At 64.8% G+C, this 18,322-nt stretch carries 20 protein-coding genes; 10 read left to right on the forward strand and 10 right to left on the reverse strand.

Translation table 11 applies throughout. The annotated features are described in order from the left end of the window. The first annotated feature begins 354 nt into the window (after positions 1–354). Entirely contained in the window at positions 355–567 is a 213-nt protein-coding gene (locus KBZ14_RS06835; protein WP_255117571.1) for a hypothetical protein, read from the forward strand. 84 nt (positions 568–651) lie between these two features. Here KBZ14_RS06835 and nrdJ read toward each other — a convergent pair whose 3' ends face one another. Continuing rightward, positions 652–2,946, reverse strand: coding sequence for a ribonucleoside-triphosphate reductase, adenosylcobalamin-dependent (gene nrdJ / locus KBZ14_RS06840; RefSeq protein ID WP_255117715.1), 2,295 nt, complete (start codon positions 2,944–2,946; stop codon positions 652–654). A gap of 218 nt (positions 2,947–3,164) precedes the next feature. Between nrdJ and KBZ14_RS06845 the strand changes: the two genes are divergently transcribed. The 6 genes from KBZ14_RS06845 (at position 3,165) to KBZ14_RS06870 (ending at position 8,367) form a co-directional block, all read left to right on the forward strand. Next, positions 3,165–3,827 (forward strand): class I SAM-dependent methyltransferase, encoded by a 663-nt coding sequence (locus KBZ14_RS06845; protein WP_255117572.1) that lies wholly within the window; start codon positions 3,165–3,167, stop codon positions 3,825–3,827. A gap of 41 nt (positions 3,828–3,868) precedes the next feature. Beyond that, positions 3,869–5,527 carry a peptide chain release factor 3 gene (locus KBZ14_RS06850; protein ID WP_255117573.1) on the forward strand — a complete coding sequence of 553 codons (1,659 nt, stop codon included), beginning with the start codon at positions 3,869–3,871 and terminating at the stop codon, positions 5,525–5,527. Between the two features lie 89 nt (positions 5,528–5,616). Beyond that, entirely contained in the window at positions 5,617–5,841 is a 225-nt protein-coding gene (locus KBZ14_RS06855; protein WP_255117574.1) for a hypothetical protein, read from the forward strand. Between the two features lie 51 nt (positions 5,842–5,892). Further along, on the forward strand, positions 5,893–6,573 hold the full coding sequence (locus tag KBZ14_RS06860) for a CPP1-like family protein (protein WP_255117575.1): 681 nt from the start codon (positions 5,893–5,895) through the stop codon (positions 6,571–6,573). 520 nt (positions 6,574–7,093) lie between these two features. Further along, positions 7,094–7,558, forward strand: coding sequence for a hypothetical protein (locus tag KBZ14_RS06865; protein WP_255117576.1), 465 nt, complete (start codon positions 7,094–7,096; stop codon positions 7,556–7,558). A 401-nt stretch (positions 7,559–7,959) separates the two neighbouring features. Continuing rightward, the gene (locus KBZ14_RS06870; protein ID WP_255117577.1) at positions 7,960–8,367 is read left to right on the forward strand and encodes a hypothetical protein; all 408 of its coding nucleotides are present in this window, start codon (positions 7,960–7,962) and stop codon (positions 8,365–8,367) included. Between the two features lie 452 nt (positions 8,368–8,819). On the opposite strand, the gene hslO is transcribed toward KBZ14_RS06870, so the two are convergent. Together hslO and KBZ14_RS06880 are read right to left on the reverse strand one after the other, a co-directional pair. Beyond that, a complete protein-coding gene (gene hslO / locus KBZ14_RS06875; protein ID WP_255117578.1) occupies positions 8,820–9,740 on the reverse strand; it encodes an Hsp33 family molecular chaperone HslO in 921 nt (306 codons plus the stop codon). A gap of 56 nt (positions 9,741–9,796) precedes the next feature. Then, a complete protein-coding gene (locus tag KBZ14_RS06880) occupies positions 9,797–10,432 on the reverse strand; it encodes an ABC transporter ATP-binding protein (RefSeq protein ID WP_255117579.1) in 636 nt (211 codons plus the stop codon). A 131-nt stretch (positions 10,433–10,563) separates the two neighbouring features. Here KBZ14_RS06880 and KBZ14_RS06885 point away from each other — a divergent pair, with 131 nt between their 5' ends. Further along, a complete protein-coding gene (locus tag KBZ14_RS06885) occupies positions 10,564–11,031 on the forward strand; it encodes a DUF3531 family protein (protein ID WP_255117580.1) in 468 nt (155 codons plus the stop codon). Continuing rightward, positions 11,032–11,799, forward strand: a complete 768-nt coding sequence (locus tag KBZ14_RS06890) for a 16S rRNA (uracil(1498)-N(3))-methyltransferase (protein ID WP_255117581.1) — start codon at positions 11,032–11,034, stop codon at positions 11,797–11,799. 22 nt (positions 11,800–11,821) lie between these two features. Here the strand turns inward: KBZ14_RS06890 and KBZ14_RS06895 are convergent, their stop codons facing one another. Further along, positions 11,822–12,193: a hypothetical protein gene (locus KBZ14_RS06895; protein ID WP_255117582.1), complete on the reverse strand. Its 372-nt coding sequence runs from the start codon at positions 12,191–12,193 to the stop codon at positions 11,822–11,824. A 106-nt stretch (positions 12,194–12,299) separates the two neighbouring features. Here KBZ14_RS06895 and KBZ14_RS06900 point away from each other — a divergent pair, with 106 nt between their 5' ends. Continuing rightward, complete coding sequence (locus KBZ14_RS06900) at positions 12,300–13,064, forward strand: DUF92 domain-containing protein (RefSeq protein WP_255117583.1); 765 nt, start codon at positions 12,300–12,302, stop codon at positions 13,062–13,064. On the opposite strand, the gene KBZ14_RS06905 is transcribed toward KBZ14_RS06900, so the two are convergent. The 6 genes from KBZ14_RS06905 to KBZ14_RS06930 all read right to left on the reverse strand — a co-directional run bounded on the left by KBZ14_RS06905 (position 13,061) and on the right by KBZ14_RS06930 (position 18,311). Beyond that, positions 13,061–13,858 (reverse strand): sigma-70 family RNA polymerase sigma factor, encoded by a 798-nt coding sequence (locus KBZ14_RS06905; RefSeq protein WP_255117584.1) that lies wholly within the window; start codon positions 13,856–13,858, stop codon positions 13,061–13,063. The genes KBZ14_RS06900 and KBZ14_RS06905 overlap by 4 nt on opposite strands. 82 nt (positions 13,859–13,940) lie before the next feature. Then, positions 13,941–14,618, reverse strand: a complete 678-nt coding sequence (locus KBZ14_RS06910; protein ID WP_255117585.1) for a GDSL-type esterase/lipase family protein — start codon at positions 14,616–14,618, stop codon at positions 13,941–13,943. Positions 14,619–14,634: 16 nt separating this feature from the next. Then, positions 14,635–16,179 carry a PhnE/PtxC family ABC transporter permease gene (locus tag KBZ14_RS06915; RefSeq protein ID WP_255117586.1) on the reverse strand — a complete coding sequence of 515 codons (1,545 nt, stop codon included), beginning with the start codon at positions 16,177–16,179 and terminating at the stop codon, positions 14,635–14,637. After that, the gene (locus KBZ14_RS06920) at positions 16,176–16,949 is read right to left on the reverse strand and encodes a phosphonate ABC transporter ATP-binding protein (protein WP_255117587.1); all 774 of its coding nucleotides are present in this window, start codon (positions 16,947–16,949) and stop codon (positions 16,176–16,178) included. Before KBZ14_RS06920 ends, KBZ14_RS06915 begins: the two co-directional genes overlap by 4 nt. 101 nt (positions 16,950–17,050) lie before the next feature. Beyond that, positions 17,051–17,284, reverse strand: a complete 234-nt coding sequence (locus KBZ14_RS06925) for a hypothetical protein (protein WP_255117588.1) — start codon at positions 17,282–17,284, stop codon at positions 17,051–17,053. A 73-nt stretch (positions 17,285–17,357) separates the two neighbouring features. Next, positions 17,358–18,311 carry a putative selenate ABC transporter substrate-binding protein gene (locus tag KBZ14_RS06930; protein ID WP_255117589.1) on the reverse strand — a complete coding sequence of 318 codons (954 nt, stop codon included), beginning with the start codon at positions 18,309–18,311 and terminating at the stop codon, positions 17,358–17,360. Positions 18,312–18,322: the final 11 nt, after the last annotated feature.

An 18,322-nucleotide genomic window follows, 5' to 3' on the forward strand; every position in this document is an offset into this window, starting at 1 on the left:
TGATCAGATCGAGATCGGTTGCGGCAGAAACGCTTTGGAGCACTGAGAGGGGGCAATTCCACCGATCTCACCCCATGCTCGCAGCCATTGCAAGAATGCCTGTGACACACTTTGAATCAGCCCTGCCATGCCCGCCCCTTGATCTGCCCATCTCGGCGTTCAAGCATCGCTGCACCCGCGAGGATTCCTTGATCCGCTGCTGTGACCAGCTTCAGCATTCGGTGCCACGAGTGCCCCCTTTGCAAAACCCGCATAATCTGATCGGATCGGCAGTCGAGGGGTCCTCTGGCTTCAACCGCATGGCTCGTCCGCTTTCGCCCGCGTCTTGCCCGCGTCAATGCCAGAGCACGCTGGTTGACGCCTGAAGGAGCCTTTTCGAGCGATTCGACCAAGGCTCTGGTTGTCTCGACTCCTCAGGCTGCAGCAGAGCGGCTACAGGCCTTTGTGGAACTCAAGGGCTGGCCGCTACGAGCGGTGGAGCGTTTCGCGCTTGTGGCGGCAGATCACGTTTATGTTTGTGACAAACAAAAAGACCCGGAGACGAATCTCCAGGCCTTGCCTACATGACTTATGAAGTGACTTACTCCTGTCTCGGATTTCCCGTCGCTTCTCCCAGAGCGACTGCAGTGCAACCGATCTGACTGAGTCCCCTCAGTTCTCCGGTTTGGCCAGCGGCATCAGGCACTTGTCGGAGTCGCAGCCTGCGGGGCCGGCTTCCATCAGTTCGCCGCTGTCGTAGCGCTGAAGCGCCTCGAAGAAATCGGCGGTGCTCCTGCGGAACATCACATCCGCCTGTAGCCGTTCATAGGTGGTGTGATCGATGGGCTCGAAGGGCAGGCGCGGGAAGGTGGCGTTGGCATCAAAGCGGGCCAGCAGCGCCGCTGAGATGTAGCCCTCACCCTGCTCAATGGCCTGGTGAATGGCATCAGCCAGGGGCTCGATTTCGTTCTCGCGGAACTCCACGGTGGCGGAGGTGTTGTGGGCCGTGTAGTGCTTCTGCACCTGCATGTAGAAGTCGAACTGGGCTATGGCGGAGAAGTTGTTGATCTCCACCTGATCGGCACCCGGGATGTTGGCCCAGCTCACTTCCGTTGGGATTTCCACCAACCACTCGGTGCAGCGGGGATCAAAGGGATCGTCCAGCAGGCGGCCTTGCTCATCCTTATCGCTCTGGGACGGCACGATTGTGTAGCCGTAGTCCATACAGGCCAGGGCCACCGGATCGTTCTTGCGGAACGTGATGCGGCGGATGAAACGCTGGGCCTTGGGGGGGTGCCAGCCGGGGGAGGCGCCGGTGAGCAGGCTCTTGGTGCCGGCGGGCTGCACGGTGGTGCAGCGGTTGGGGCGGCGCAGGCCGTGGTGATCGCAGTAGTCCCACACCGCCTTGTTCACGATCTCCTTCCAGCGCCCCAGGTATTCGGCTTCCTTGGCCTTGAAGGCGATGCCTTCAGCGGTATTGGGGCGCCCGGCCTCCCACCACTTCAGCCAGGGGGTGCCAAAGGCATGAACGAAGAAGTCGAACAGACCGGTGAAGCTCACGCCCACGATCGGATCCCAGGCGCGGCTTTGGCGGTAGCGCTCCACCTCGAAGCGGTGGTTGAGCAGGCAGGCCACCGCCAGGCCGCCAGCGGTGAAGGCTTCTTCCTGGGCCACCAGGTCGTCGGGGTCGATGCGGTTGAGGTGAATCTCCGCGAGGTTGCAGTGGAAATCGGCGCCCAGGATTTCGCCGCAGGGGTTAAGGCCGTAGCGGCCGAGGCGGTGCTCCAGTTCGGCGCCGCTGATCTCCGGGTGGTGGGTCGTGAGCCAGCGGCCCGCTTCTTCGCGGCCCTGATCCACGTAGATCTCGATGAATTCGCTGCGCAGCTCGGGGGTACAGAGCAGGTCTGCGTTGGAGCGTGCAATTGCCTCAGGAGCGAATTGGATGGCCCCCTCCCCGCTTTGGAATTGCTTCATCACCGCCTCGAGCACCGTGGCGCGGTCGGGGCGGGTGTGGAACACCCGGGTGTGGTTGGCCATGCGCAGGGCATCGCGCTCGGGGTCGATGCGCCAATTGCCGTCGGCGTCCTGTTGCCAGAGATTTTCCTTGGCCCCGGCGGCTGAGAGGTCGTCCGCGGCGAACTGGCGCATGCCGGCACTGCGGCGGATGTTGCCAGCCACGATGGTCACGGCAGCCTCATCGATCAGCAGGCAGCACTCCACGGAGGTGAGCTGGCGGCCCCGGGCCCGGTTGAGGATCTCAGCCACGCGGCCGTAGAGGTCCTTCAGCTTCACAGGGTTGGCCATGCCGCCGAAGCCCTTGAGGGTTTCGCCCACTGGGCGCACATCCGAGAGGTCCACCGAGATCTCGATGGGGGTGGTTGCATCCAAGCGCTCATCGCTGCACAGCTCGAGCAGCAGCTGGTAGCTGTCTACCCAGCCGCGGCGGGTGTCGCCAACCTTGATGTGAACCCGGTTGGCCTCGATGGTGTGGCTGGTGTGCTCCTGGCGTTGGCCTGCTGGGGTGGCACCGATGTTGCTGACGCCCGTGATCACCAGTTCGTTGCGGATCGCCGGCAGCCGCGAGATCAGGTGCGGTTCGATGATGGCCCCGGTGCCGCACCCCATCATCGCCAGGTCCATCATCAGACCAAAGGCTTCCCAGTCCACCAGGTTGGTGGAGGTGCAGTTATAGGCCCCGGAGAAGTTGTGCTCCTGCTCGATCCAGGGGGTGCCGCCGATCCACAGCCAGCGGCCTGAAGGCAGGGCCATCTGTTTCTGTTGCATCCTCCGCAGCAACTCCACTTCCTGCTGGTTGAGGTTGCCCAGCTTGCGAAGCCCCTCAAGGTTGCGTTCGCCCACCTGATGCCAGCTCTCACGCCCTGAATCGGTCTTGCGGCTGTAGGTCCGGTAGAACACCGGGTTGGCAGCTGGCGCGGTGGCCGGAAAATCGAGCCGGGGGCCGTTCAGGGCACTGCTGGAAACGGTATTGCCCTGAACAGTGTTGCTAGTACCAGTGTTGCTGGTGATGGTGCTTGGGCCGGGAACGGACAGGGTCACCGTGGGCGTTTCACTAGGCATTGGAGCAACCTTAACGCCACCAGTGGGGTGTGCAAGCAGCGGTTGCCACCATTGGCGGGGGAGGATGGGCTTCAGGGCCCTAGGGCTGTTCTCTGTCTGTGTCTGCCATGGATCGCGTCTGTGAGCCCGAATTGATGGATGAGGCGGAGCAGGCCCAGGCCTATGCCCAGGCCGATTTCTCCGTCGGTGATCAGGCTCTGGTGGAACGCCTGGATCAGATCTTCCCCGCCGGACTGGGGGCGCGGCTGTTGGACCTGGGCTGCGGGCCCGGCAACATCAGTTTTCTCCTGGCCGAGCGCCATGGCCAGGCCACGGTGCTGGGGGTGGATGGTGCGGAAGCGATGCTCGCCCTGGCCCGGCAGCGGTTGCGGGAGCAGCCCCTGTTGGAGGGTCGGCTTAGTTTCCAGCAGGCTTTGCTTCCCTGCCCAGAGCTGGCCGGTGGGTTCTCAGCCGTGGTGAGCAACAGCCTGCTGCATCATCTGCACAACCCCCAGGTGCTTTGGCAGGCGTTGCGGCAGTTGGGAGCCCCAGGTACCTGCATCTATATGAAGGATCTGCGCCGTCCCGGCAGCAGTGCCACGGCCGATGAGTTGCGTCAGCGCTACCTGGCAGAGGCGCCGCCGGTGCTCCAGCGCGACTACATCGCCTCCCTGCATGCAGCGTTTCGCCCCGAGGAAGTGGAGCTGCAGCTGGCCGCCGCCGGACTCCATAGCCTGCGGGTGGAGCCCCTCGAGGATCGCTACCTCGAGGTGTGGGGCCAGCTGACCTGAGGGTCTAGGCCCGCTGCAGCCCCACCTGTCAGGCTGGCCCGATGACCAGCACTACGCCCCACACCACCGCTAGCGCCGCCAGTCCTGAACTCGCGGCTCTCGCCGAGGCTGTGGGCCGGCGCCGCAATTTCGCGATCATTTCCCACCCGGACGCCGGCAAGACCACCCTCACGGAGAAGCTGCTGCTCTATGGGGGCGCGATCCAGCAGGCCGGTGCCGTGAAGGCCAAGGGCGAGCAGCGCAAGGTGACCTCCGACTGGATGGAGCTGGAGAAGCAGCGCGGCATCTCGATCACCTCCACCGTGCTGCAATTCGACTACTCGGGCAGCACCATCAATCTGCTGGATACCCCTGGCCACCAGGACTTCTCCGAGGACACGTACCGCACCCTGGCGGCCGCTGATAACGCGGTGATGTTGGAGGACGCGGCCAAGGGCCTCGAGCCCCAGACCCGCAAGCTGTTTGAGGTGTGCCGCATGCGGCGCATCCCCATCTTCACCTTCATCAACAAGATGGACCGGCCGGGCCGGGAGCCCCTCGAGCTGCTCGATGAGATTGAGCAAGAGCTGGGCCTGGCCTGCTGGCCGGTGAATTGGCCCATCGGCAGTGGCGATCGCTTCCGCGGGGTGATCGATCGCCGCACCCAGGAGGTGATCCTGTTTCAGCGGGCCGAGCGGGGCAAGCAGAGCGAGGAACAGCGGATGTCTGCGCAGCAGGCTGCCACCAGTGGCCTGGTGGAACCAGACCTGCTGGCTACGGCCCTTGAGGAGCTGGAGCTGTTGGATGGGGCCGGGGCCAACCTCGATCTTGAGCTGGTGCATGCCGGCGAGCTCAGCCCGGTGTTCTTTGGCTCTGCCATGACCAACTTCGGCGTGCGGCCCTTCCTGGATGCCTTCCTGGAGCTGGCCCAGAAGCCGGTGGCCCGCACCAGCAGCGCCGGCGAGGTGGATCCGATCCGTCCTGGCTTCAGTGGCTTTGTGTTCAAGCTGCAGGCCAACATGGATCCCCGCCACCGCGACCGTGTGGCCTTTGTGCGGGTGTGCAGCGGCAAGTTCGAGAAGGACATGACGGTGCAGCACGCCCGTACCGGTAAGACGATCCGCCTATCGCGTCCCCAGAAGCTGTTCGGCCAGGATCGTGAGGTGGTGGAGGACGCCTATCCCGGTGATGTGATCGGCCTCAACAACCCCGGCATGTTCGCCATTGGCGACACCCTCTATTTCGGCCCCAGGGTGGAGTACGAGGGCATTCCCTGCTTCAGCCCTGAGATCTTTGCCTGGCTGCGCAACCCCAACCCCTCCGCCTTCAAGAGCTTCCGCAAGGGGGTGAACGAACTGCGCGAGGAGGGGGCGGTGCAGATCCTCTACGACACCGACCAGAGCAAGCGCGATCCGATCCTCGCGGCCGTGGGCCAGTTGCAGCTGGAGGTGGTCCAGTATCGCCTGGAGAATGAATACGGCGTGCAGACCCGCATCGAACCCCTGGGCTTCTCCGTGGCCCGCTGGGTGGTGGGCGGCTGGCCAGCTCTGGAGCAGGTGGGCCGCATCTTCAACTGCAAGACCGTTCGCGATGCCTGGGACCGGCCGGTGCTCCTGTTCAAGAACGGCTGGAACCTCAACCAGCTGGCAGAAGACCACCCCGATCTGGAGTTGAGCGCCGTGGCCCCGGTGGTGAGCGGCGTGGAGCCGATTGCCCTCTAGGCCTTCTCAGTAGGGGTTGCCGTCCCACGGTCGCCCCACGGCCTCGCCAGACTTCTTTACAACGAAAGGTCACAGCACCTGTCATCCCGATGGCGAGACCTCTCTGGCTGGTGCGGCCCCGTGCAGACGGGGGCTGCGATTACGTCAACTTCGTTCCTGGTGGCTCAAGCGTGGAGATGCGGGAGGGCAGCCACCTGCCGCCGCAGATGCCCCTGCTCAAGCGCCGGTGCTGGCTGCGCACCGAAGAGGCCGAGCTTCAGCGCCGCCGTCTGCAACAGGAAGCTGGCTATCACCACAGTGAGCCCCTGTTCTGAGCTGCGCCTCGATACGCTCGATTCACGTTGCCACGCTGTGGGCTTGCAGGCATGAACCAGGGAGCTGATCCAGCGGCCGGTGGCGCTCTGCCATCCCCTTACGAGCGCCTGGGAATCAGCCCGGACGCCAGCTTCGACGCTGTGCAACAGGCCAAGCGCGACCGGCTCTCTGAGTTGGGGGACGATCCCCAGGCCCGGGCCCGTGTGGAGGCCGCCTACGACGCGGTGCTGATGGACCGGCTGAAGGAGCGCCAGCAGGGCAAGGTGAGTTCAGCGGCCCTCAACGCCTCCCAGCGGGAAGCCACACGGCCGGCCCTGGCCAGCCCTCCCGTGCGGCCCAGTCTGCCGGCCATGCCATCGCTGCCCTCTCTGCCACGACCGAAGTTTTCGGTTCCGAGCCTGGAGCTGGCCATGGGCCGCGAGCGCTGGTTTCCCCTTGGGGTGGGTGCTGTGTTGGTGGCGTTGCTGCTGCTCACCCCCGCCACCTCCGCAGAGCTGTTGCTGGCCCTTGCCACGGTGATGACCGCCGTGAACCTGCAGCGGCGCAATGGCAAGTTCCTGTCGGCAGTGGGCTGGAGTTTCCTGCTGCTCAGCGTGGGCCTGGTGCTGGGGGGCCTGCTGGTGCGGGCCATAGATCCCTCCCTCCCCCTGGGCCTGCCCTTGGCCCCGTCTCAGGTACAGAGCTTGCCGCCCCTAGTGCTGCTGATCCTGGGGGCCCTGCTGCTCGCCTGAGTTAGGCCCCCGCAGTGCTGAGTCCGTCAACCAGCTCCTGCAGTTTGTCACCATTCACTGCATGGATCTCATGGCAGGAATGGCGCTGCAGTAGCAAGATCCAGCGTGCCATGAGAGGTCTCACGAATTGCCTCTGACTGGAGAACTAAACGTCGCCGAGTCCACCTGAGATCTTCAGGATTTCTGCGAACATCATTGCCTGGAGCGCTGGAGCGCTGGAGCGCTGGAGCGCTGGAGCGCTGGAGCGCTGGAGCGCTGGAGCCGTCAGGGGAGCGTAACCAGTCCTCGCCCTCACGGCCGTGGTGTTTCTGTTCTTGCTTGTCATCGCTCCACATTCCGGCAGTTCAGCTCACAAGATAGCGATTAGGACTTGCTTTTGGCAGGTGCCTAGGCGAGGGAAAACTTGCGATCAGAGGTATATCTGAGGCATTGTGAAGCTTTTTTGGTTCAGCCAAGGAGAATTCAGGCTTGCGGTCCAATCTCCTGTTTATGACATGTCGGCCCAACTCTCTTTCATTCAGTGAAAGTTCTCCAAACCGCTATTCTGCTTGGATTGCTGGGAGCCCCAGCACCTCTCTTGGCGGCACCCACTGGCTCAGCTGACATCGAAGCAAAAGGAAGTGCGCCAACCTTTTGCAATATCAGCAACGATGGCGGTGTTGTTTCCATGTCGATCTCTCCCGAGGGAGACAGTCTCATTGGTGATGGAAAGTTTAGCTATGTTGCCAATGGCAACTCCAAGGTGGTTCTGAGTGCGGTCTCTCAGACGTCTCCCGAAAGAGCTGCTCCATCGTCGCCACGTATTGAACTGGCAGATCTCGTGGCCAACAGTTCAGGTAGCTCAAGTGCTGACAGTAAGGAGTCGGGTGGTGTGATCAGAAAGGTCGGTGCCATTACTGCTTCAATTAAGCAGAATAATGCAGCGCGGCTCTTGACCGCAGGTGACTATGCCCTTCAAGCTACTGCGACCTGCACCTCTCTCTGATCGATGAGGCTATTTCTTCTGCTATTAGCAGTTCTGTCGTCTGGGCATGCATATGCCCAGACTGCTTTTCTTGAGAAAAGAGAGTTCACTGCCAAGAGTGGCACGGTGCGGGTCAAGATGGCTGTCTCCCACACGCGCAAGACCGCGGCCGAGCTCACGGTGCGATTGAAGGGGCCTGGAAAAGATGAGAGCACCCCTGGTGCAGTCCTAACTCAGGATGTGGTCATTGTACCAAGTCAGTTCAAGATACCGCCCAACAAGGTGAGGAGGCTGTCTATCAGCTTTCGTCCTGAACTTGCCACACGAACTCCCTATTTCGCATGCGTCCTTTATCAGCCGCCCGTCGAGCGAATGGACCGTGGACCGCAAGCTGGTGGATCTATGCTGTTGGCTACGGAATCATGTTCTCGTTTTTGGGTGGTCCCTTAGTGGCTGGAGAGCGGCTTGAGCTGGATAGCTTTTCTGCTTATCCTCCTCAACCAAAGATCGAGCTAGATCTCGATGATGGCAGCACGTGTGCTGTAACAGATCGCGCTCCGCCAACGTTGGTGTTCTACGGTAAGCAGCTCAACAGCATTGATCAGCCGAGAGGAAGTGCGTTGGGAATGAAAAATGATTTCGGCGGCGGAGTCGCCCTTGTAATTCCACTCGGTGGAACAGAATTCAAGCAAAAGTGTTCAGGCTTGCTGCAACTTCAAGAAGGTAGAGCCAAGATGGCCTTGGCAAATCAGATGCTTGAGGCAGGTCAGCTTACCGAGGCTGACATGAAGAAGCTTGTTGAAAGGATGCGCCTGGTTCTTGGAATCTAGCTGCACTGATAGCAGGGTTGCCCTGGTTTCGTGGATAAGGCCCACTGCTGTTGACTTCTGCACTTCTGGGCGGGTGGCAGCCCTTCGGAAGGGCTCCAGTGGAGGCGTTCCAAAGGGAGCCGGATGACAGTGCAGTCCAGCACGACAAATCCATGGCTCCGCCGGGCTAGCTCCTTTGATAGCTCGTGAAGCCGACCTCGCCTGTTGTCCCAGCGGGTTCGCGGCGGCTCAATCATCATCAGATCACCAAGCTGCAATTCAAGCGTTGGGTGCATGGAACTCGTGCATCACCACACCTGAAAGTCAGTGCAGCCAGTGCGGTAAGAGTACTGCGTGTCGTTGAACGCGGTGAAGAGATAACGGCAACTGTTCTCTACGTGATCTGGTTGGCTTCTGCGCTCTTGGAGCTCTTTTTTTGCAACTGGCTGCCACAAGCTGTTGGTTGTGAGAAGTCAGGCGGTGACAGGATCTAGCTCATCAATCAGCTCTTGTAGCTCCTCGGCACCCACCTCATAGATCTCATTGCAGAAGTGGCAGGTGAGTTCCGCCTTGCCATCTTCCTGCAGGATGTCGCTGAGTTCGGTGCGGCCCAGCAGTTTGAGGGCGTTCACGCTGCGCTTGCGGCTGCAGGGGCAGTGGAAGTGCACTTCCTGCTGGGCCTCGGCATCCTCGAGCAGTTGGGGATCGAGGTCAGGAAATATATCTTCCAGCAGGGCTTGCAGGTTGCCCTCGCATTCCGCCAGTCGTTGGCTGAAGCCGCTCACCTCGCGGCAGCGATCCTCCAGAAGAGCCACCAGGGCCGGTTCCCGGGCGGCCTTGGGCAGCACCTGCACCAGCACCCCTCCGGCGTGACGTACACCGCTGCTATCGAGCTGTTCGCCCACAAACACGGCGGAGGGGGTCTGTTCGGAGTGCAGTAGGTAGGAGGCCACGTCCTCGCCGATGCCGCCGCTCACCAATTCCACCGTGGAGCTGAACGGTTCTCCTTCCCCTAGATCGCGCACTACGTGCAGGTAGCCGGTGCCGGCGGCCTGTTTGAAATCGAAGTGGGGGGTGCCATCGCTATCGCTCACCAAGTTGAGTTCGAGGCCCGGGTTGCCCACATAGCCGCGCACCCGGCCATCCCGGCCTGCATCCACCATCAGGCCTCGCAGGGGGCCATCCGAGGCAATTCGCAGATTTACCCGGCCGTGGGTCACCTTCATCGAGCTGGCCAGCAGTAGGCCAGCCGTCATCGCCCGCCCCAGCAGGGCGGTGGTGAGGAAGGAGAGCTGGTGGCGCTGGCGGGCGTAGCGCAGGCACGTGGTGGTGCTCACGGCCACCAGACGAATGCCGCCCCCGGCAGCGGTTGCGCGCACCAGTTGATCTCGCATCCCGCCGCGTGCTCCTCGGATCCAGTCAGGGCACTGTATTCAGCGCCGCCGGCACATCAGCGCATTTGGGCCAGCAGCCCCTCCTCCAGCCGCCAGGCCCGGCCGGGTTCCACCAGCCCATCGAACAACTCCGGCTCGTGGGTCACCACCAGCAGCACCCGGTCGCGGCTGAGCGCTCCCAGCAGTTGCAGTACCTCGTCGCGCACCGACCAGTCGAGGCCGGCGGTGGGTTCATCCAGTAGCAGCACCTGGGGGTTGCGCAGCAATTGCACCGCCAGGGCTAGGCGCCGCTGCTGGCCGCCACTGAGCCGTTCGGGCGCCTGTTGCAGCGGCACCCCCTGCAGACCCACCTGGGCGAGCACCGCTTCCACCTGCTCCGATGGCAGGCGGCGCTGGCCCAGTTTCAGTTCCTGGCCCACGGAGAGGCCGAGGAAATGGCGTTCCGGGAACTGGAACACGAGCCCGCACAGCCAGCGCCGCTGGCGAGCGTTGAGAGCTTCGCCTTTCCAGAGAATTGAGCCGCTGCTGGGATCCGCCAGGCCGCAGATCAGGTCCAGCAGGGTGGTTTTCCCCGACCCACTGCGCCCGGCTACCAGGGCCGGGGCCCCGGGTTCCAGCGCCACGCTGGCACCCCGCAACACCGGTTCAGGGGCGGTGGCGGCCTGGTAGTGAAGGGATCGGAGCTCGAGCATCCGCGCTGCTGTGCCGGCCTTCAGTGGCCCGATGGCGGTCCCAGCATGTTTGATGGGGGCAAGCCTCGCTGGGCGGATGCACGATCTGATGGAGTGGCTCTGATGGACTTGGGTTGGAAGGGCTTGGTTTGATGCAGATCCAGTTTCGCGAATTCGATCCCTTTAACTGCTGGATTTGGCTGCGCTTCTCCAATCCCCCTGGCCAGGGGGAGCGCAGCTACGTGGAAACGGTGTTTGATAGCTGGTTCTTCCTCGGCAAGCTCGGCGGTTTCAATGCCGAGAACCTCCAGGTGCACGAGGAAGGTGCCGATGTGAGCTGGATGGCTTACGACGGCGAGGACGCGGAACGGGCCATGCCGGCCCTGATGCACAACATGGGCGAGATGGAATACCTGGACGACTGGGCCCGGTGCTGGCTCGATCTCGGCACCAGCGATGCCGTGGGCCTCGATGTGTTGATCAACACCCTGCGCCAGCTCAATTGCGATGTTGTTCAGATCGAGGAGCTGTTGATCGGCGGCATCAACGAGGACTGGCCCGTGGAGCACCACCCCGACAGCCTCTTCCCCCAGGCTGGTGATCTGGACGCCGACGCCTGAATGGCCCAGGAGCGGCGCCGGCTGCTGATCGCCCCGGAGCGTCTCACCGCGGCGCCGGATGGCTCCGTGGTGCTCACGGCAGACGAGAGCCGCTATCTCACCCGGGTGCTGCGCCTGGCCCCGGGCGATGGCTTGGCCATCACCGATGGTGGGGGCAATCTCTGGGAGGCTCGCCTGCAGGGGCGCGATCGGGCCTTGCTGGAGCAGCCTTTGCAGGCACCGTTGCAGCGGGCGGCACCACCGCGGCCGGAACTGGTGTTGGCCGCCGCCGTGGTGAAGCGGGATTACGACGTGGTGGTGCGGATGGCGGTGGAGCTGGGGGTGGATCGGTTTCAGCCCCTGATCGCTGAGCGCACGGCTGTGCTGGGCCAGCTTAAGGTCGAGCGCTGGCGGGCGATTGCCCGCGAAGCTGCGGAACAGTGCGAGCGGCTGTGGCTGCCGCAGGTGGCTGAGCCTCAGTCGGCATGCCAGGCGATGGTGGCCGCCGCCGCCGCGCCCCGCAGCCTGCGGCTGTTGGCCACCACCCGCCGGCCGGGATTGGCCAGCCTGCAGGAGGTGCTGCTGCAGCAGCAGCTTGATCAGCCACCCAATGCTCTGTGGCTGGCCTGCGGCCCCGAGGGGGGCTGGAGTGATGGGGAAGAAGCTGAGGCCGAACTGCAGGGTTGGATCCCTGTGGGTTTGGGGCCACGGATCCTTCGCAGTTCCACGGCCGCGGTGACCGCTCTCGGCCTAGTGAGCAGCTGGCGCCATGGGTGCTGGAGCTGCTGAACCCCCAGCCAGGCCCTTCAGCTCACTTCTTGCCGAACAGGCTGCCGGCCATGGCCTTGAAGCCCGCCAAGTTGGCGCCACCGCTGCGGCGACGCATCGGCAGGGCACCGCCGGCGGTGACGAAATCCGGGGCAAAGGTGGCGTTGTTGATGGCTGGCCGGGCCGCATCGGCGGCCGCCAGTTCAGCGGCAATGGCCTCGGCAGTGGTGAGCACGTTGGTGCCGGCAGTTGGTGCTGGCGCTGGCTCGGCGGGTGCAGGTGTGGTTTGTGTTGCGGCCTCGGCCTTCACAGTGGCTTTGGCGGGAGCTTTCTGCACGGGAGCCACCACGGCGGCCGTTTGCGGGGCCTTCTCGTCGAGGTTGAGGAAGAACTTGCCCTTGAGGTTGAAGACCATGGCGCCGATCTTGAAGCCGATGGGGGGATTATCTGTTGCCGGCAGGGGCTTCTGGTCCTCCCCTTAGGGCAGTGCAACATGCTCGGTTGTTGTGCGACCTCACCCCATGCTGCCGATCCTGGTGCTGGCCTCGCCGGAGCGGCTGTGGCACTGGTTGCTGGCCCTGCTGATCAACGCCGTGTTGATCGCCCTGGCCCAACGGCTGCCGCTGCTCACCAAGCGGGGATGGGTGCATGCCGGCCTCCTGGGCACCCTGCTGCTTGGATCCCTCGATTGGCCTGGTTGGTGGGCGGTGGTGCTCTACCTGCTGCTCGGCTCCCTGGTGACCAAGCTGGGCTTCAGGCGCAAGCAGGACTTGGGCCTGGCTGAGCCCCGTGGTGGTCAGCGGGGGCCTGAGAACGTGTGGGGGTCTGCGGCCACCGGTGCCACCCTGGCCTTACTCACCGTGCTGCCCTCTGCGCCGACTCCGCTGCTGTTGATCGGCTTTGCGGCCAGCTTCGCCGCCAAGTTGGCCGACACCTGCGGCAGTGAGATCGGCAAGCGCTGGGGCCGGCACACCCTGCTGATCACCAGCCTGCGCCCTGTGCCCGCCGGCACTGAGGGGGCAATCAGCCTCGAGGGCACCGCCGCCAGCGCCGCGGGCAGTGCCCTGATGGCCTTGGTGATGCTGCAGCTCGGCTTGCTGGCTGGGGGCGGCGCCTGGCTGCTGGTGGCCCTGGTGGGTCTGGTGGCCACGTTGATCGAGAGCCTGATCGGCGCCACCCTGCAGCCCCGTTTTCGCTGGCTCACCAATGAGTGGGTCAATGCGCTGCAGACCCTGATCGCTGCCCTGCTAGCCATGCTGGTGGCCGTCGGGCTTGGGCTGGCCTAGGTGCTGAGCAGGGCAGGCTCCAGCTGCTGTTGCAGTTGGGCCATCAGCTCCTCGCAGCGCCGCTGGGTCACCTTCGCGCTCCAGCCCAGCTGATTCCCCAGATCTCGCCAGGAGCGTTGTTGGATCACGCGACCCAACAAGAGGCGCCGCTGGGGCGCCTGCAGCTGCCGCAGCACGCTCCAGAGCAGGCGGCGCAGGTCGCTGGCGATCACGGCGGTGTAGGCATCGCCGCTGGGGGCGGCGATCAGGTCCACCAGGCTGTCGCCGCTGGCTTCCGTTCCCTGGCAGGGCTGATCCAGGCTGCCCATGTGCAGGGCGCTCTGCAACGCCAGGGCCTCCTGCCAGCGCTCCAGGGAGCACCCCAGCTGCTGGCACAGTGCCTCGGGGCTCAGGGGTGCTTGCCCTTGGTGCTGGCGTTGCTGTTGCAGCTCCTGTCCTCGCTGATGCAGCTCGCGCAGGCCCCGGCTGCCATGGATGGGCTGACATTGATCGCGCAGATACTGGCGAATGGCACCGGTGATGTAGGGCATGGCGGCGCTGCTGAGGGCAGTGCCGCGGCGGGGATCAAACCGCTCCACGGCCTTGATCAAGCCGAGACGACCTGCCTGCTCCAGGTCGTCGAAGGAATTAGCGCTCCGCTGGGATTCAAGCCAGGCCACGCGCCGCACCAGCGGTAGGTTGGCGCTCACGAGGGCATTGCGCAGGGCCAGGCGGCGGGCGGGGTTCTGCTCGGCTGCGTAGGCTTGCAGAAGCGCGGCGTTGTGGCGGTGGGCGTGGGGTTGAGAAAGGGACATCACGGGTGAAAGGCATCCGTCTTCTCACGGTCACCTCTCTCCCCAGGGACGGAGTTCCCCCGCTCGGGCTGTTCTGGCTCCCTCAGTTGAGGGGTGTTGCCCTGACCAGGGGCTCGAGCTCGGCCCAACGCAGCAGCGCCGGCCAGCGCTGCACGCGCTGATACACCTGGCGATGCCCTTCCGAGTTGAGATGTACCCCATCACTGCTGAGCCATTGGGGCCAGCAGGGATCCTCCAGCAGTGCGTCCAGCAGTGGCAGGAAGGGCACATCCGCTTCCAGGCAGGCTTCCTCTAGCAGGCCCTCGTAGCGGCGCACCTGCTCCAGGGAGTACCAGAGCACCTCGGCGTAGGGCATCGGCTCCTCCAGTACCGGGGTGAGGCCCACCATCAGCACCGGGGCCATCAACCTGGCCCGGTCAAGTATTTGCTGCAGGCCGAACAGGAAGCCCTCGGCATCGAGCTGGGGCCTTCCGTCCGCCCGCCCCACCCGAGCCGTGTCGTTCAGTCCTACCGCCAGCAGGATGCCGTGGGGTTGCTGGCGGCGCAGTTCGCCGCGGCAGCTCACCTCGCGATCCAGTCGCGCCGCCACCCGTTCCAGCCCATCGCCGCGCACCCCCAGGGGGTAGAGCACCGGTCCGCCGGGCAGCCCCATCCAGTGACGACGCAGCCGCTCGCACCAGCCACCCTCCTCCGGGTCGCCCCAGCCGTAGACGCCGCTGTCACCCAGCACGATCAGCTTTTTGGGAATCGCGGTGGGCATGAACGGCTCCTCTGGGTCAGGCCGGACGCAGCAGCCGGCGGCGTGCGCGGTCGCTGAGATCTTCTCCCACCAGGGTGAGTACCACGTACATCGCGAGCAGTGCCGCCAATTGATCCCAGGCAAAGGAGCTCAGGCTTTCCCGCAGCTGGGCTCCAAGGCCTGTGCCGGCCACCAGCCCCACCACGACCGTTTCCCGCAGGATCACATCCGCCCGGTAGGCCCCATAGGCCAGATAGGAGCGGGCCAGTCCACTGAAGCGCCCGTAGAGCAGGGCCAGGCGCGGACCACTACCGCTGCAGTGCAGGGCGTCTTCTGTGGCGGCGCCCGTGGCCTCGGCTCCCTCCAGCAGTAGCCGGCCCAGGATGCCGAGGTTGTGGAATCCCAGGGCCAGGGCGGCTGTAACCACCCCGGGTTTCAGCACGAAGAGCAGCAGTAGCGCCGTGAGCGGCGGCGGCCAGAGACGGCCGAAGGCCCAGATCAGTTGCAGCAGCCGTCGTCCCCAGGGCCACGGGGCTACCAGCAGCAGCAGCAGCGGCGCCACCCCCACGGCGAGGGCCGCGGCCAGCAGGGTGAGTACCAGTGTTTGCAGCACCATCGATGGCCATGGCAGGGCCAGGGCTGATGCCCATCCCTGGGGCGCCAGGGGAGGCAGTGGTTGCCACTGCAGCAGGGACCTTGGGTCCACCTCCAGGGCGTTCCCCACCCACAGCAGCAGCGGCACCAGCGCCAGCAGCGTGAGCACCAATTCCCGCCCTTGCTGCCCCACGCTCCTGGCGCCTAGACCAAAGCGGGCGGGCATGCCCCAGCGGCGGCGCAGGGCCCCAATACCGGACTCGAGCCCCAGCATGACGGCCAACAGCACCCACAGCCCGGTCCACAGTTCGTGGAACTGCAAGGACTGCAGCGTCAGCACCAGCTCGTTGCCCAAGCCCCCCAGGCCAAACACCCCCAGCAGCGTGGCGCTGCGCAGGGCGCATTCCAGTCGGTACCCGCCATAGCTGATGACTCCCGGCAGCAGTGGTGGCCCGAGGGCGGTGAGCAGCGCGGTGCCGGCCGGTGCACCGCCTGCCCTCAGCGCCTCCAGGTTGCGGGTGGGCAGGGCATCCAGGAGGTCGCTCACCACCCTGGCCACCAGGGCTCCATAGGGGATCGCGATGGCCAGCACCGCCACGGCGGGTTGTTGCCCCACCAGCTGCAGCAAGAGCAGGCCCCAGATCAGTTCATGGATCGCCCGGGGGATGGCGAGGATCCGCCGCACCAGCTCCGCCGGTAGGGCTGTGCCACTGAGGCTCTGCCAGATGACCCGCGAACTGGCGAGCCCCAGCACGAACCCCAGCACCAGGCTCACGGCCCAGCCCAGCAGGGCCATGCCCAGCGTGACCCCCAAACCCGTGATCACCGAGTTGAGCACCAAGGGATCCAGGGAGGGGCTGATGGCGCCTTGCAGGAACTGGCCGAGCAGCTCCCAGCCGCCGCCGTGCAGCAGCAGCGGCAGGGCTATCAGCACCGGCACCAGCACAAGGGCCGGCAGTAATAGCAGCAGGGGCGGGGCGGCCCTCATGGGCTGGTGGCCTCCGCGCCATAGAGCCGCTGGATCTGTTCGGGCCCGATCTCCGACACGGGCTGATCGAACTGGATTTGCCCGTTTCGGAGCCCTATGGCCCGATCGAAGCCCTGCAGTAGGTCTGGGCGGTGCAGGCTCAGCAGTAGGGCTCGCGGTGCCCCGGCCTGCTCGAGCAGCAGCTCCAGCAGATCGGCCGCCAGCCGCGGATCGAGGTTGGCCAGCGGCTCATCGGCCAGCAGCAGCGTGGGCTCTTGGCGCAGCATCCGCGCCATAGCCACCCGCTGGCGCTGCCCCCCGGAGAGCGCGGCCACCGACTGGTTGAGCAGCTCTGGGTCCAGGTCCATGCGCTGCAGGGCCTCGGCGCAGGCAGCGCTGTCGATCGGCAGCAGGAGGTTGAGCACGGCCCGGGGCCAGCCCCAGCGGGCCAGGCAACCTGCATTGAGGTTCTGCTGCACCGTGAGCTCGTCGATCAGGCGCAGGTCTTGCCAGAGAGTGCCGATGCGGGCCTGTTGCCTGAGCCGCCCACGGGCGGAGTGGGCCCGCGGCTGCTGGTCCCACAGCACCTGCCCTCCACTGGGGGTCAGCAGGCCATTGGCCACTGCCAGCAGGGTGCTTTTGCCGGCCCCGCTGGGGCCCAGCAGGGCCACCCGCTCACCGGCCGCAATCTGCAGGGTGACGCCATCCAGCCTGGGTCTGCCCCGTCCCTTCACCGTGATGGCCTCGAGGGCGAGAACCGGCGGTGTGGTGTTGGGAGAGGGCACTTGCATGGCCCCCATGCTGCCTGGTTACAGGTGGGTGAATCGGAAGGCGATCAAGGCCAGGATCGTGCCCACCAGCACCAACTCCAGTAGATCGGGGCCGCGTGGATTCATCGCAGTCTCTGGCGGCCGTTTTCTAGGCGGGCCACAGAGGGCAACGCCAGGGCCAGTAGCAGAAGAGGGATCTCCAGCAGCAATTGGCCGTTGCCCAGCACAACCACCGCCAGGTCCACCACCGCAAAGACGCGCAGAAACAACGACCACACGTCATCGTTTTCGCTGCTGCCCCGGATCCAGATCAACAGCCCCGCGAGCACCAGCACGCTGTCGATCAGCACGGTCATGCTGCGGGGCGGGGAGGAACGAATCACGCAATTCTGACCCCAGAGCAGGAGCTCCGGGGTCAGAAGCCCTGATTCAGCGGATCTTGCCGATCTCCCGGCCCACCTGCTCGATCCGTTTGTATTCGCCAGGCGTTGTCTTGATGAACTGCTGGGCGCCGAACAGTTTGAGGATCTGTTTCTGCTCCGGGTCGCTGGGCCGCCAGCTCAGGATCGCCTGTTGCAACTTGGTGGTGAAGCCCTTGCCGAAGCGCTGGTTCAGGTTGCCCTGGGCGATCCAGTGGTAGTCGGGATAGCCAGGCGACGTCCAGATGGCCATTACCTTGGAGCGGCTGGCCTTGCCGTTGTGGAGGCTGGAGCGCCACACCTGTTCATTCACAGCCCCTGCGTCATAGGCACCGCTCTGCACCAAGGCGATGGTGGCGTCGTGGCTGCCGCTGAAGCCTGCGGCTCCTCCGGCGAACATGCTGGGCTTCACGCTGGCCTTGCCCAGGAAGTACTGGGGCATCAGACGCCCCGAGGTGGAGCTTTCCGATCCAAAGGTGAAGCGCTTGCCCTTGAGCTCCTGTAGCCCCTGGATCGCCGTCACTGGCTTGAGCCCGCTCTTGGTGTTTGCGATGAAGATGCTGCGGAAGGAAGCGTCGATATCCCGCTGTGCCAGCACCACCGCGTTGGGTTTCTGCAGGCGAGCCTGCACGCCGGTGAGGCCGCCGAACCAGACCACATCCAAGTCGCCGGTGCGGAAAGCTGTCACCGCCGCGGTGTAATCGGTCATGGGCACGTATTGCACCGGCACGCCCAGTTGCCGGCTGAGTTCTTTGGCCACCAAGCCGTAGAGCCGGTTCAGCGTTTCCGGCTTCTGGTCGGGGATGGCGCTGATGCGCAGGGGTTTGGGCTCGCTGCTCTGCTGGGCCTCAGCTCGGGGCAGCAGGGAGGGGCCGGCGGGCGTGAGGCTGGGCAAGGCCGCCGGCAGCAGGGCCAGGGAGAGGCCCGCCAGCACGGCGGCCGAACGTTCTCGTGAGAGCAGCATCGGGCATGAAA

The organism is Synechococcus sp. HJ21-Hayes (genome assembly GCF_024345835.1).
Taxonomy (GTDB): domain Bacteria; phylum Cyanobacteriota; class Cyanobacteriia; order PCC-6307; family Cyanobiaceae; genus Vulcanococcus.

What these genes read in the sequence shown, in the direction of transcription:
- KBZ14_RS06845 (WP_255117572.1), top strand. Translation starts at nt 3,165, where the DNA reads ATGGATCGCGTCTGTGAGCCCGAATTGATGGATGAGGCGGAGCAGGCC.
- KBZ14_RS06850 (WP_255117573.1), top strand. Translation starts at nt 3,869, where the DNA reads ATGACCAGCACTACGCCCCACACCACCGCTAGCGCCGCCAGTCCTGAA.
- KBZ14_RS06855 (WP_255117574.1), top strand. Translation starts at nt 5,617, where the DNA reads ATGGCGAGACCTCTCTGGCTGGTGCGGCCCCGTGCAGACGGGGGCTGC.
- KBZ14_RS06860 (WP_255117575.1), top strand. Translation starts at nt 5,893, where the DNA reads ATGAACCAGGGAGCTGATCCAGCGGCCGGTGGCGCTCTGCCATCCCCT.
- KBZ14_RS06870 (WP_255117577.1), top strand. Translation starts at nt 7,960, where the DNA reads ATGTTCTCGTTTTTGGGTGGTCCCTTAGTGGCTGGAGAGCGGCTTGAG.
- hslO (WP_255117578.1), bottom strand. Translation starts at nt 9,740, where the DNA reads ATGCGAGATCAACTGGTGCGCGCAACCGCTGCCGGGGGCGGCATTCGT.
- KBZ14_RS06880 (WP_255117579.1), bottom strand. Translation starts at nt 10,432, where the DNA reads ATGCTCGAGCTCCGATCCCTTCACTACCAGGCCGCCACCGCCCCTGAA.
- KBZ14_RS06885 (WP_255117580.1), top strand. Translation starts at nt 10,564, where the DNA reads ATGCAGATCCAGTTTCGCGAATTCGATCCCTTTAACTGCTGGATTTGG.
- KBZ14_RS06890 (WP_255117581.1), top strand. Translation starts at nt 11,032, where the DNA reads ATGGCCCAGGAGCGGCGCCGGCTGCTGATCGCCCCGGAGCGTCTCACC.
- KBZ14_RS06895 (WP_255117582.1), bottom strand. Translation starts at nt 12,193, where the DNA reads ATGGTCTTCAACCTCAAGGGCAAGTTCTTCCTCAACCTCGACGAGAAG.
- KBZ14_RS06900 (WP_255117583.1), top strand. Translation starts at nt 12,300, where the DNA reads ATGCTGCCGATCCTGGTGCTGGCCTCGCCGGAGCGGCTGTGGCACTGG.
- KBZ14_RS06905 (WP_255117584.1), bottom strand. Translation starts at nt 13,858, where the DNA reads ATGTCCCTTTCTCAACCCCACGCCCACCGCCACAACGCCGCGCTTCTG.
- KBZ14_RS06910 (WP_255117585.1), bottom strand. Translation starts at nt 14,618, where the DNA reads ATGCCCACCGCGATTCCCAAAAAGCTGATCGTGCTGGGTGACAGCGGC.
- KBZ14_RS06915 (WP_255117586.1), bottom strand. Translation starts at nt 16,179, where the DNA reads ATGAGGGCCGCCCCGCCCCTGCTGCTATTACTGCCGGCCCTTGTGCTG.
- KBZ14_RS06920 (WP_255117587.1), bottom strand. Translation starts at nt 16,949, where the DNA reads ATGCAAGTGCCCTCTCCCAACACCACACCGCCGGTTCTCGCCCTCGAG.
- KBZ14_RS06925 (WP_255117588.1), bottom strand. Translation starts at nt 17,284, where the DNA reads ATGACCGTGCTGATCGACAGCGTGCTGGTGCTCGCGGGGCTGTTGATC.
- KBZ14_RS06930 (WP_255117589.1), bottom strand. Translation starts at nt 18,311, where the DNA reads ATGCTGCTCTCACGAGAACGTTCGGCCGCCGTGCTGGCGGGCCTCTCC.